Annotated in this window: 8 protein-coding genes and 1 pseudogene; 8 read left to right on the top strand and 1 reads right to left on the bottom strand. The window is 34.8% G+C overall.

Annotation, left to right across the window (positions count from 1 at the left end; genetic code table 11):
• Positions 1 to 48 precede the first annotated feature (48 nt).
• From ACXX80_RS10290 to ACXX80_RS10275, 4 genes and pseudogenes are all read left to right on the top strand, one after another.
• On the top strand, positions 49 to 2271 hold the full coding sequence (locus ACXX80_RS10290) for an NADP-dependent isocitrate dehydrogenase (protein WP_458553108.1): 2223 nt from the start codon (positions 49 to 51) through the stop codon (positions 2269 to 2271).
• A 141-nt stretch (positions 2272 to 2412) separates the two neighbouring features.
• Positions 2413 to 4794 carry a TonB-dependent receptor gene (locus ACXX80_RS10285; RefSeq protein ID WP_458553107.1) on the top strand — a complete coding sequence of 794 codons (2382 nt, stop codon included), beginning with the start codon at positions 2413 to 2415 and terminating at the stop codon, positions 4792 to 4794.
• Positions 4795 to 4834: 40 nt separating this feature from the next.
• Positions 4835 to 5656, top strand: coding sequence for a DUF4249 domain-containing protein (locus ACXX80_RS10280; RefSeq protein WP_458553106.1), 822 nt, complete (start codon positions 4835 to 4837; stop codon positions 5654 to 5656).
• Positions 5657 to 5870: 214 nt separating this feature from the next.
• Positions 5871 to 6534 (top strand): annotated as a pseudogene (locus tag ACXX80_RS10275) (thiamine diphosphokinase).
• Positions 6535 to 6537: 3 nt separating this feature from the next.
• Here the strand turns inward: ACXX80_RS10275 and ACXX80_RS10270 are convergent.
• On the bottom strand, positions 6538 to 7404 hold the full coding sequence (locus ACXX80_RS10270) for an alpha/beta fold hydrolase (protein ID WP_458553105.1): 867 nt from the start codon (positions 7402 to 7404) through the stop codon (positions 6538 to 6540).
• A gap of 156 nt (positions 7405 to 7560) precedes the next feature.
• Between ACXX80_RS10270 and rlmF the strand changes: the two genes are divergently transcribed.
• The 4 genes from rlmF to ACXX80_RS10250 all read left to right on the top strand — a co-directional run bounded on the left by rlmF (position 7561) and on the right by ACXX80_RS10250 (position 14297).
• On the top strand, positions 7561 to 8520 hold the full coding sequence (gene rlmF, locus ACXX80_RS10265; protein WP_458553104.1) for a 23S rRNA (adenine(1618)-N(6))-methyltransferase RlmF: 960 nt from the start codon (positions 7561 to 7563) through the stop codon (positions 8518 to 8520).
• A 396-nt stretch (positions 8521 to 8916) separates the two neighbouring features.
• A complete protein-coding gene (locus ACXX80_RS10260; RefSeq protein ID WP_458553103.1) occupies positions 8917 to 9528 on the top strand; it encodes an RNA polymerase sigma factor in 612 nt (203 codons plus the stop codon).
• An 89-nt stretch (positions 9529 to 9617) separates the two neighbouring features.
• Positions 9618 to 10727 (top strand): FecR family protein, encoded by a 1110-nt coding sequence (locus ACXX80_RS10255; RefSeq protein WP_458553102.1) that lies wholly within the window; start codon positions 9618 to 9620, stop codon positions 10725 to 10727.
• A 540-nt stretch (positions 10728 to 11267) separates the two neighbouring features.
• Complete coding sequence (locus ACXX80_RS10250; RefSeq protein ID WP_458554093.1) at positions 11268 to 14297, top strand: TonB-dependent receptor; 3030 nt, start codon at positions 11268 to 11270, stop codon at positions 14295 to 14297.
• Positions 14298 to 14342 lie beyond the last annotated feature (45 nt).

Raw genomic sequence — 14342 nt, 5'->3', positions numbered from 1 at the left:
CCTTATATAAGCTACATTTAACCGTGATTCGATTATAAAAATAAAAAAATGACACAGAAATCAAAAATTTTTTACACACTTACTGATGAAGCGCCTTTATTGGCAACGTATTCATTTTTACCTATTGTACAAGCATTTACATCAACTTCTGACATTGAAATTGAAACTAGAGACATTTCTTTAGCCGGAAGAATTTTAGCAAACTTCCCGGAGTTTTTGACAGAAAATCAAAAAACAGGAGATGCTTTATTAGAACTTGGACAATTAGCAACAACCCCAGAAGCTAACATTATAAAATTACCAAATGTTTCGGCATCTGTTCCTCAATTAAAAGCTGCTATTACTGAATTACAATCTCATGGGTATAATTTACCAAACTTCCCTGAAGAACCGCAAAATGAAGCTGAGGCAACCATCAAAGCTAAATACTCTAAAATATTAGGTTCAGCTGTAAATCCTGTTTTACGCGAAGGTAACTCTGATCGTAGAGCACCAAAAGCAGTAAAAAACTACGCTAAAGCAAACCCACATTCTATGGGAGCTTGGTCTGCTGATTCAAAAACACACGTAGCTTCTATGGAAAGCGGTGATTTTTATGGAAGTGAAAAATCAATTACTCTTGCTGATGCTACTGATGTAAAAATCGAATTCGTTGCTAAAGATGGTTCTACTACTGTTTTGAAAGCAAGTACTCCATTAAAAGCAGGTGAAATAATTGACAGTTCAGTAATGAACTTGAACGCTTTAAAAACGTTTGTTGCCAAAACAATTGCTGAAGCAAAAAAATTAAACGTTTTACTTTCAGTTCACCTGAAAGCGACTATGATGAAAGTTTCTGATCCCATTATTTTTGGAGCGATTGTAGAAGTATATTTTGCTGCTGTTTTCGAAAAATACGCTGCCTTATTTAATGAATTGAACATTGATACCAGAAATGGTTTGGGTGATGTATATGCAAAAATCGCAGGACATCCGATGCAAGCTGAAGTAGAAGCGGCATTAAACCAAGCAATTGAAAATGGACCAGCATTGGCCATGGTAAATTCTGAAAAAGGAATTACAAATCTTCATGTGCCTTCGGATGTGATTGTAGATGCTTCTATGCCAGCTATGATTCGTACTTCAGGACAGATGTACAATAAAGATGGTAAACAACAAGATACCGTAGCCATGATACCGGACAGATGTTATGCTGGTGTTTATACAGCAACTATTGATTTTTGTAAAAAACATGGTGCTTTTGACCCAACTACAATGGGAAGTGTTCCAAACGTAGGTTTGATGGCACAAAAAGCAGAAGAATATGGTTCTCATGACAAAACATTCCAAATGACTGAGAACGGAGTGGTACGTGTTGTAGATACAAACGGAAACGTTTTGATGGAACAAGCCGTTGAAGCCCAAGATATTTTTAGAATGTGTCAGGCAAAAGATGCCCCGATTCAAGACTGGGTTAAATTAGCTGTAAACAGAGCACGTTTGTCAAATACTCCTGCTATTTTCTGGTTAGATAATAATAGAGCACACGATAGAGAACTAATTGAAAAAGTTACTAAATATTTAAAAGATCACGATACAACCGGTTTAGATATCCAAATCTTAAATCCTATTGAAGCTACAAACTTCACATTAGAAAGAATAATCAAAGGATTAGATACTATTTCTGTAACAGGAAACGTATTACGTGATTACTTAACTGACTTATTCCCAATTTTAGAAGTGGGAACATCTGCAAAAATGCTTTCTATTGTTCCATTAATGAATGGCGGTGGTTTGTTTGAAACTGGTGCAGGTGGTTCAGCTCCAAAACACGTAGAGCAATTTAGTGAAGAAGGATACCTACGTTGGGATTCTCTAGGTGAGTTTTTGGCATTAGGTGCTTCATTAGAGCATTTAGGGCAAACTTTAAACAATTCAAAAGCAATTGTTTTAGCAGAAACTCTTGATGTTGCAACAGAAAAATTCTTAGCAACTGATAAATCTCCAGCACGTAAACTAGGAGGAATTGACAACCGAGGTTCTCACTTTTACTTAGCAATGTATTGGGCGGAAGCTTTGGCAGCACAAGATAAAGAGCCAGCTTTAAAAGCTATCTTTACTCCTATTGCAGCAGAATTTGCAGCAAACGAAGCGAAAATTAACGTCGAATTAATTGCAGCTCAAGGAAAACCTCAGGAAATTGGCGGTCATTACCAACCAAATCCTGAAGCAACCAGCAAAGCAATGCGCCCAAGCGAAACTTTCAATACTATATTGGCAAAAATTGCTTAACAAAGTCATTAATTATATTTAAAAGACAACCATAAACGGTTGTCTTTTTTTTATATTAGCAATACCTTAACAGTTGTTATACAACAATTGCTATTCAATTTAGTGTACTTTGCATTTTTTCATTTCGATAAAATATAAACAATGACTCCAAAGAAAATTATTACCTTTTTAGTTGTATTACTGTCCGCACTCTCCTCAATCGGACAAGAGAAATTTACATTAAGCGGAACTATTATTGACGCCAACAGCAATGAAACTTTAATAGGTGTAAACGTCGTGATTCCAGAGTTAAAAACTGGCGTAACCACCAATGAATATGGCTTTTACTCCATTACGATACCAAAAGGAAATTATACGGTTCAAATAAGTTATTTGGGTTACCTGACTATTTCCGAATCAATAAATCTGGACCAAAATATAAAAAACAATTTTAATTTATACAGCAATGAAACCGCTTTGCAAGAAGTTATCATTACGGATAATAAAACAAAAATTGATATCAAAAAACCAGAAATGAGCGTTAATAAACTCTCCATTTCGGCTATAAAGAAAATGCCAGTTGTTTTGGGCGAAGTCGATGTTTTAAAATCTATTTTATTACTTCCCGGAGTTACAAATGCTGGCGAAGGCGCCTCAGGTTTCAATGTTCGTGGTGGTGGAGCCGATCAGAATTTAATTTTATTGGACGAAGCGACTATCTTTAATTCATCGCATGTTTTTGGATTTTTCTCTGTTTTTAATCCGGATGCTATCAAAGATTTAAAATTATATAAAGGCGGAATTCCGGCTCGATACGGCGGAAGAGCATCTTCAGTTTTGGATATTTATCAAAAAGACGGCAACAGCAAAGGATTTCATGTTAATGGAGGAATCGGATTGATTTCCAGTAGGATTTTGGCCGAAGGACCCTTGGTCAAAGACAAAGGTTCGTTCCTTATTGGCGGTAGAAGTTCGTACGCGCATTTATTTCTGAAGCTTTCCGAAGAGCAAAAAAACAACTCGGCTTATTTCTATGATTTGAATACTAAACTGAGTTATAAACTGGATTCTAATAACAGTCTTTATTTATCAGGGTATTTTGGTCGTGATGTTTTCAGCCTGAATAAAAGTTTTACCAATATCTATGGAAATGCAACTTTAAATCTTCGTTGGAATCACTTGTTCTCTGAAAAGCTATTTTCGAATTTATCCCTTATTTACAGTGATTATTATTACGGTTTAGATTTAGATTTTGTAGGTTTTAAATGGGATTCCGGTATTAGAAACTACAATATCAAATACGACTTCAAAAATTATATTTCGGATAAATTCAAATTGAATTATGGTGTAAACGGAATTTATTATGAGTTCAATCCAGGAACCATCAAACCATCTGATGAGAACTCCGGAATAAATTTTGACCAATTGGATAAAAAATATGCATTTGAACCCGCACTTTACATTAATGCTGATCATGAAATATCAAATAGAATAGCACTTTCTTACGGACTTCGTTACAGTATGTTTTACCGTTTAGGACAATCTACCGTGAATATTTATGCCGACAATAATCCTGTAACGTTCAATTCTGCTTTACAGATTTATGAAAAAGCAACTCCAATTGGCACTAAATTTTACGACAGAAATAAAGTCATGCAAAGCTATAATTATTTGGAGCCACGTTTTTCTTTGGCCTACCAAATCAATGAAGAGCAATCCATAAAAGCGAGTTACAACAGAATGGTGCAGTATTTACAATTAATTTCGAATACCTCATCGCCTACTCCACTTGATGTCTGGACGCCAAGTGATAGTTTTATAAAACCACAAATTGCAGATCAGGTCGCTTTGGGTTACTTTAAAAACTTCAGTGAAGACATGTATTCTCTTGAAGTAGAAACATATTACAAAGAAGTTCAAAACCGCTTGGATTATATTGACGGTGCTGATTTAATTGCCAATAAAGCCATCGAGCAAATAATCTTGAACGGGCAATTACGATCGTACGGTTTAGAAATCATGTTCCGAAAAAACGAAGGAAAATTTAACGGCTGGATTTCGTATACATTATCCAAATCTGAGCAACAAACTCCGGGAAGAACGTCAGTAGAAACCGGAATTAATAATGGTCAATGGTACAATTCAATATATGATAAATTGCATAATATTGCTGTAACCTCATCGTATAATCTGAATGAGAAATGGTCTTTTGGAGCTAATTTTGCGCTACAAACGGGACAACCGGTGACGTATCCAGTGGGACAATATGAATATTTAGGAATCAATGTACCTAGTTATGGATTGAGAAACGAAAATCGTCTTCCTGCTTATCATCATCTCGATATTGCCGCTACTTTGACTCCAACAAAAAACAAAAATAGGGAATGGAAAGGCGAATGGGTTTTTAGTATCTATAATTTATATAATCGAAAAAATGCCGCTTCCATCAATTTCAGACAAAATACAGATACCGGAAGCAATGAAGCTGTAAAAACTTCGATTTTTGGTGTAGTTCCAGCAGTGAGTTATAACTTTAAATTTTAATGATAGCATCGATTAAGAGAATAAAATAAAAAATAAAATCATGAAAAAAATAACACTATATCTAGTACTTTTCATCGCTATATTTTCGACAAGTTGTGAAGATGTTATCGAAGTAGATTTAGATAATGCGCCCCCAAAACTGGTTATTGAAGCAGCTATCAATTGGAAAAAAGGGACTTCCGGAAATCAACAGAAAGTAAAACTGACTACAACAACCGGATTTTACAGCACAGAGATTCCAAAAGTTTCTGGCGCAACAGTTTCAATAAAAAATAGCGCTAATGTGGTTTTTATTTTTTCGGAAATTGCGAATACCGGCGAATATACTTGCACTACTTTTATTCCTATAATCAATGAAACCTATACACTGACAGTTATCAGTAAAGGCAATACATACACCGCAACAGAAACATTGAAACCCGTTACGCCAATCACAAAAATTGTTCAAAACAATCAAGGTGGTTTCACTGGAACCGACATTGAAATTAAGACATTTTATCAAGATCCGTCAGGTGAAAGCAATTATTATCTTTATAAATATGTGTATTCAAACCAAGTAAAATCAAACTTTTATGTAGACCAAGATGAGTTTTTTAACGGAAACGAATTCTTCAGTATCTCTCAAAATGACGAGTTAAAAAAGGACGATAAAATTGAGGTTACGCACTACGGAATTTCTAAAGCATATTACAATTACATGAGTGTTTTAGTAAGTATCGCAGGAAACAGTGGTGGCGGACCGTTTCAATCACCGCCAGCAACCGTAAGAGGAAATATCATCAATACAACGGATGCGGCAAATTATCCGTTAGGCTATTTCTCCCTTAGCGAAGTCGATGTTAGAAATTACACGATTGAATAATTAGGAGCTAATCCAGCTGTTCATTACAACTAAAAACAGGTTCTAAACAGTTTTTCAGCCCGTATAAGGAGCTTCCTCTGGTCGCTCTTCTACTGCCGGAAAACTAAAGTTTACAACCTGTTTTAGTTTTCATTGCCATCTGGGCTAGTACGTGAGGGATAAAACGAGAACTTTTATTTACTTTTACGTCACAATTTATAATTTATACTTAATTATGTCTTCACACCATATCGTTCGCGACGACCAAGAACCTGCTTTAATCATTGCCAATGGCGCTTCCTGTAATCCAGAACTATTGGGTCAATTATTGGAATGGTCGCCACTTGTAATTGTATTAGATTCGGCTATGGTGCGTGTCACTGGAATTAGACATCAAAGTCGACGTCCTTTTAGGAGATTTCGATAGAGGATTTGATCCTGAAATTTATAAAACGTCACAATATCCCATAGAAATCATTCATACGCCGGATCAAAACAAAACCGATTTAGAGAAGGCTTTTGACTATTTAATCGAAAGAAAAATTCCTGCTGTAAACGTCGTTTGGGCTACCGGACGCAGAGCCGATCATACGATTACCAACATTACCAATATCACGCGATACAGAAATCTATTGAAAATTGTTATTCTGGACGATCACTCGAAAGTTTTTCTATTGCCTAAGAAATTCGAAAAATGGTATACGGCAAATACTCCTATTTCATTAATTCCTATCGGTCACGTTACTGGTATTCATTCGAATAATTTATTTTATCCGTTGAAAGATGACAGTTTAACCATTGGTTACAGAACCGGAAGCAGCAATCATGTCATCAAGGACGGCATCGTAACAATAGAACATGATGAAGGTGATTTATTAATGATGGAATGTTTGGATTAGTATTTATTGAATAGTCAACAAAGCATTTCTCACAATCTCATAATGACTCCAAGGAATAAAATGATTCGCTTTTTCGATCGTTATTGTATCCAGTGACTTAGCATTGACAAACTTTTTTTGCATAAAGGCAACATTACTGTACGGCACCAAAGCATCTTTTGTTCCATGAATAATGGTAACATCACAATCAATCTTTTTCAGTTCTGGTTCTAAGTCCACCAAATCTTGTTTCAGCCACCACAACTCATCATTAGACGGACGTAATGCTCCAGGAATTAAATAACGCAAAGGCGAAACTTTGATAACCGTTCTCCATTTTTCCGGGTTTTCAGCTTTCGGGTCTAATGATCCTGCCAGTATCACCAATCGTTTGTACCAAGATGGATTATCAACGGCTAATTGCGCTACAACTGGCCCGCCAACGGAATGTCCCACTAAAATTAGCGGCTTTTTATTATCGATTTTTTTGATAAACTCAGATATTCTTTGAGATTGTACCTTTAAATTTTGAGCATCCCCAAAATCACTGAATCCAAAACCCGGTCGGTCAATAGCAATCATTCGGTATTTTCTGAGCAATAAAGTATCCTGAAGATATTCTTTGAAAGCATTCCAACTTCCTGGCGATCCATGAATAAAAAACAAAGTTGGACTTTGCGCGTTACCCGTTTCAACATAATGAATTTTATAACCGTCAAAACCTATTGTTTTATCCTGAAATTCTGTTTTAGAGACAGCGAAAAATTTTTTCGTTTCCTTATTTGAAAATCTCATCATCATACAAGACTGACACATTACGATATACAAAAACAGTAAACTGTAAACTATGTATCTCTTTTTAAAATGAAATGAGGCAGGTATAAAAGTCATGCTATTTGTATTTTTTATAAAAGTAACCGTTTTTATGGTTCTAAAAAACGGCAATATTCTAATTTCATGATTTATTTTCCATCTGTTTAATGGCTCAAAGTAACGTTAGTGCTTTTACAAAATAGTTATGACTATATTTGCACCGAAATAAAGAAAATGAAAGCAAAAACGATTACCGAAAAGACTAATTTACATCCCAGAAATCTGGATAGATTTGGATATAATTTTGAGCAATTAATAGAAAAATCCCCTGAACTGCAACATTTTGTTTCTAATAACGAGCATAATATTGAGACTATTGATTTTAGTAATCCCGATGCAGTAAAGTCTTTGAACAAAGCGTTGTTACTATCACATTACGATATTCAAAACTGGGATATTCCTAAAAATTATCTTTGCCCGCCCATTCCCGGAAGAGCGGATTACATCCATTATATTGCTGATTTATTAGCCTCAGGTAATAACGGAATCATTCCTGAAGGAGAAACTGTTCAAGGTTTAGATATTGGTGTCGGTGCCAATTGTATTTATCCAATAATTGGTAATTCAGCTTACGGATGGAGTTTTGTAGGAACAGATATCGATTTACAAGCAATTAAAAATTGCAGCGCCATCATTGAAGAAAATCCAAAATTGATTGATGCCATCAGTTTACAGCAACAAACGGAATCGCGTTTTATTTTTAAAAATATAATCACTCCTGAAGACAAATTTACGTTTACCATTTGCAATCCTCCTTTTCATGCCTCACAAGATGAAGCTACAAAAAGTACGGTTCGAAAAATCAATAATTTAGAATCTCGAAGCGCCACGAGCAAAGTAACTAAACCTGTTTTAAATTTTGGTGGTCATAATGCTGAACTGTGGTGTGAAGGCGGAGAATTAGGTTTTGTTACCCAAATGATTTACGAAAGTGCTAAATATCCGATGCAATGTTTATGGTTTACGACTTTAGTGTCCAAAAAAGAGAATCTTTCCAGTCTTTACAAAACATTAAACAAAGTAAGTGCTGTCGAAATTAAAACGATTGATATGGCTCAAGGCCAAAAAACAAGCCGAATTGTAGCTTGGACTTTCCTGAGTGCAGCACAACAAAAAAACTGGAAGTTCGAATAAAAACCTCCTTTTCATTTATGCATTCAATCCCTCCAATCATTGTTTATAGTTGGGAATTAGTCTGTACCTATAATTTTTCCTATTATACATTTAAAAAGAAGCCCTTAAAAACCTTCCATTATTAAATCAATAATTAAAGTTCCATAAATTTATTTTACCGAAAAAAACATACAACTATTTAGGAATAGTTGTATTTCTTCCTGTTTTTAAGAACAAAAATTAATTTTAACATAATTTTACGTAAATTTGGTAAAGAAATCTTTAAAAAATTATAAAGAAATTTCTTTTTACGATGCGTTAAAAAGGCAACTTAAAATCGCATTATTTAAGCCAAATTAACTATTCTTTTTTCAGATTATTTTTGGTGTTTAAAATAAGTGATTTAATTCAAACTAAATGGTAGAAAAGCAACTGTTACATACCGAAATACTTGATGATTCCAAACTTTGGAACAGCCTGAAAGAAGGGAATGAAAATGCTTTTTCAATACTTTTTAAAAGACATTATTCTCATTTAGTTCGCTATGGAAATTCATTTCTTCCTTTTCCGGAAAAAGTGCAAGATTGCGTGCAAGACGTTTTCACAGACATCTGGATTTACAGAGACAAATTAAGTGATAAAGTGGTTGTAAAAGCCTATTTATTAGCTTGTGTTCGTAAGAGAATTACCAGATCACAAGAACGGGATCGTATTTTTAGGCTGAGTAGTTCAATAGATACTGTTGAATTTTTATTTGATTTTTCAATTGAACACGACCTTATCTCAGATGAAACCACAGCTTCTAAAGTGTCACATCTCAATCATCTGATTAATGACTTGCCTTCTCGACAAAAAGAAGCTTTATATCTTCGCTACACCCAAGAACTTACCGTAGACCAAATCGCAGATACATTGGATATTAATTATCAATCAGCAAACAATCTGTTGCACCGCGCTTTGTTAAGCTTACGAAAAGATTGGAAAGGAAATATCAGCTGTATTTTAATGCTGTTTTCATTTGCATTTTAGTCTTTCAAAAATAAATTCAAAAAAATATACCATTTAGTGAGTATCAATTAAAAAAATTGTCCTCTATACAATTGTAACCCTTTTTTTTGATGCAACACCGTAATAATTATACTGAGATAGAACACTTTTTAGCTGATGAATCATTCCGATTATGGGTGTGTTTCAAAGACGACCAACAACATTGGGAAGAATGGACTCTAGAAAACTCAAGTCGCGCTAAACTGGTTGAAGAAGCCCGATTATGGTTATTAGCAATGAAAGTTCCTAATGATGATTTAGCTACGGATGACATTCAACATGCTTTGGAAGCTACTTGGGGGAAAATTGAAAGAACAGAAGAAAATAAAAAGCAGAAACCAGTTCTTAAACTTTTAAGAAAAAAATGGTTTAACAGAGTTGCTGCTGTTTTAATTTTAAGTCTTTTAACAGGCTGGTTGTACAATCAAACCAACAGTGATGATAATTCCGCACTAACTTACAGTGAACTTATCAATGAAAATGAGGAAGGTTTAGTTGAACAAACTAACAATTCAGACAAACCACAAATCATAACATTATCCGATGGAAGTTCTGTTTTACTACAACCCAACAGTAAATTAAGTTATCCTAAAATATTTGTAGGCAATGAAAGAAAAGTGTACCTATCTGGTGAAGGCTTTTTCGAAATCAGTAAAGATCCTAAAAAACCGTTTTTTGTCTTTGCGAATGAAATTGTTACTAAAGTAGTAGGAACCAGTTTTAAAATAAAAGCATACGCTAATCAGCCAAATGTGGAAGTGGTGGTTCGAACTGGAAAAGTAAAAGTAAGATCTAATGAATTAATCGCAAATCCAAAAGACCAACTAATTGTTTTATTACCAAATCAAGCCTTGCGATTCGTTCGAAAAAATTTAAGTTTTAATAAAATTACTGATATCACACAGGATGAATCATTAATTAATTCTACAAGTAATATCGAGCAATTGGGATTTGAATTCACAGATATACCTGTGGCACAAATTTTCAAAACTATCGAGCAGGCGTATTTAGTGAAAATTGATTTTCCTCAAACTAAATTAAAAGATTGTTATCTGACTACGTCTTTAAGCGATCAGCCTTTACCTGAAAAACTTAAAATCATTTGCAAAAGTCTTGGAAACAATACGAGTTATGAAATGAATGGAAACCAAATTAGTATTATATCCGATGGATGTAATTAATCGTAAATTGTCTATGAATAAAAATATATAATGAAAAAAGCGCCGAAAATGCTGTAACATTCTCGACGCCTTAAATAAAATCAATTCGCTCTCTGTAAAGAGCAATTGCAGTGTTCAACCAATACCCTTACTAACGAATATTAATAAAAACAGACCAAAACTATGAAAAAAACCGTCTTTAAACAACGACTACTAATTCGAATTATGAAAATAACCTTATTTCAATTTGTTTTAGCCCTTGTCTTTTCAAGTGTAACAATAGCCAACAATATCAGAGGTCAAAAAAAGCTGGACACTAAAGTAACTATTACCGTGACCGATTTGAACTTAGATACTGCGCTGACTAAACTTGAAAAATTGGCACATGTGAAGTTTTCGTATAATTCAAGAATGTCACAATTGAATCAAAAAGTGAGTGTTTACGCTAACAACGAAGCATTGTCAAGTGTATTGACACGCATTTTGAAACCATTAAAAATGAACTATACCGAAGTAAGTAATCAAATTATTTTACAAAAAGAAGGTATTGCAAGCACAGGAATGAATAGAGATATTTTCTCAACTTTAAATCAAAACGCAGTAGCTGAAATCATTAAAGGCCGCGTAGTTGATGAAAAAGGAGAGTCTTTACCTGGCGTAACGATTCTTGTAAAAGGAACTACAAAAGGCACGACAACAGATATTGATGGAAGTTATACCATCAGTGCTGAAATTGGAGACGTTTTGCAATTTTCTTATGTGGGATTAGAAACTAAATCCGTAACTGTAACTGGAACTACATTAAATGTTACTTTAACTGGAAGTGGAGAAACACTACAAGATGTTGTGGTGATAGGTTCCCGTAATCCAACCAGAACCGTAACTGAATCTGCTGTACCAATTGATGTGATTTCTATGAAAGACATCGCCTCACAAGGTCCTCAAGTTAACTTAAATCAAATTCTGAACATGGTTGCTCCATCGTTTACATCAAATACTACAACTGTAGCGGATGGAACAGATCACATCGACCCTGCACAATTAAGAGGTTTAGGACCAGATCAAGTATTGGTATTGGTTAACGGAAAAAGAAGGCATACTTCATCTTTAGTAAATATTAATGGTTCCCCGGGAAGAGGATCTGTAGGAACAGATTTAAATGCAATTCCTGCTTTTGCTATCGAAAAAATTGAAGTATTAAGAGACGGAGCTTCTGCTCAATATGGATCTGATGCCATTGCTGGTGTAATCAACATCAATGTTAAGAAAAACACCAATAAATTAGATGTTGCTCTTTTTGCCGGAAGTAACTTTTCTAAAAATGCAAACGACCATACAGGAGGGAATGACGGTAACAACTACCAACTAGATTTAAACTACGGTACAGGTCTTGGTAAAGAAAAAAGTTTTATTAATGCAACAGCTAGCTTACAACTTAGAGATGCTACAAGCAGAGCTAAAGAAGTTACAGGAACTTTGTTTAATGCCTATAATGCAGTTGAACAAAGAGCTGCTGAAGCTGGAACAAATATTAATTCACTTTATGGAAACATAACTAATACTCCAAATACAGCACAAATACTTACTACTATAAAACAGTATGCTCCAGGTGTATCTTATTTTTCAGGTGCACAGCAAACTGCAATACTTGGTGCAACAACAATTTCACAAATGCAAACAGCATTGAACTTTGATGCTACAGCAGGAGAATTAGCATACAGAGGTCTTGAAAGAAACAATTTCAATATGAGAGTGGGTCAGTCTTCATTGCAAAGTGCTCAGTTCTTTTTGAATGCTGCTTACCCTATCAATGATAAATTGGAAGCATATGCATTTGGTGGGACCAGTTATAGAACCGGAGAAGCAGCCGGTTTCTACAGAAGACCTAATCAAGCCAGATCATACACCGGATTGTATCCAAACGGATTTTTACCAGAGATACATTCTACAATCAACGATGTCTCAGTTGCTGCTGGTCTTAGAGGTATGCTATTCGAAAATTGGAATTTTGACTTAAGCAATACTTTTGGAAGAAATGCTTTTGATTATGGAGTTGAAAATACCGTAAACGCTTCTTTAAGAGAAAATTCTCCTACTGAATTTGATGCCGGTGGTTTGGCTTTCGCCCAAAACACAACTAATTTTGACATGAATAGAAAATTTGATGTTCTTAAAGGATTAAACGTGGCTTTTGGTGCTGAGTACCGTCATGAAAACTTTGCTATCACTGCAGGTCAACCAGAATCATACAATTTATATGATATCAACGGAGGTATAGTTACCGCATCAACTCCAGCAAACATAAAAGTTACTGACTTTTTTGGTTCAGCAAGACCAAATGGCTCACAAGTATTTCCGGGTTTTAGACCTGCAAATGCCATTGACAAAGACCGTAACAGTGTCGCAGTGTATACTGATTTAGAATTAGACGTTACGGACAAATGGTTGGTAAACGGAGCCGTTCGTTTTGAAAATTATTCTGATTTCGGAAACACAACTAATTTCAAGTTAGCGACTCGTTATAAACTAACAGATAATATCAATTTACGTGGTGCTATTTCAACTGGATTTAGAGCGCCATCATTACATCAAATCTATTTCAATTCAACAGCTACACAATTTGTAGGTGGTGTACCATTTGAAGTTGGAACTTTCAGTAATGATTCGCAAGCAGCACAATTATTAGGAATTCCTAAATTGAAACAAGAAGAATCTCAAAGTGCCAGCGTTGGTTTTACTGCTAAAATACCAGAAGCTAATTTAACCTTGACTGCTGATGCTTATATTGTAAAAATAGACGACAGAGTGGTTCTAACCGATCAATTTTCAAGACCGGGAGGAACTCCTGCAGCAGGAACTCCAAATGCAATTTTGAATGGATTATTTGATACGGCTGGCGCAACTGCAGCGACTTTCTTTGCAAACGCAATTGACACGGAATCAAAAGGAATTGATATTGTAATTAGTCACAAAACGAGTTTTGGAAATAACGTTTCTTTAAAAACTGATTTATCAGGAACTTTTTCTAATACTTACCGAGTAGGAGAAATTAAAGCTTCACCAGTATTAGAAGCTGCAGGTCAGATAAACAGATATTATTCTGAAGCTAGTAGAGTATATTTACAAGAAGCAATTCCAAGAGTAAAAGCTAATTTAACCAACTCTGTAACGTATAAAAAATTCGATTTCTTCTTGAGAAATGTTTATTTTGGTAAAGTTACAGACCCAAATACTGCTGACGTAAATGGAGATGGAAGAGTTGAAGGTGTTATTGTAAACGGTCAAGCAGTAGAAATTGAGCACCCGATTTGGGGAGCAAAAATCATTACTGATTTGTCTGTTGGTTTCAAAATTACTAGTGCTGCCAAAATTGTTATTGGAGCTAATAATATTTTTGATATTTATCCAGATGCAAATCTTGGTACACAAACTGCAATCAGACCAAGATTAGTATCAGGAGCTATTGATTATACAGCTGTTCCTGCAACAATCGATTTATCAAATGCAAATCAATTTACATATTCAAGAAACACGTCTCAATTTGGTCAAAACGGTCGTTTCGTTTTTGCTCGATTAAGCTTCAGTTTCTAATAATTTATATTTTTCTAATGAAACCATCCTGTCATATCGGGATGG

This window comes from Flavobacterium sp. GNP002, assembly GCF_054343795.1.
Note: the sequence above shows the minus strand (reverse complement) of the source record. Positions and strands in the feature narration are given on the sequence as shown.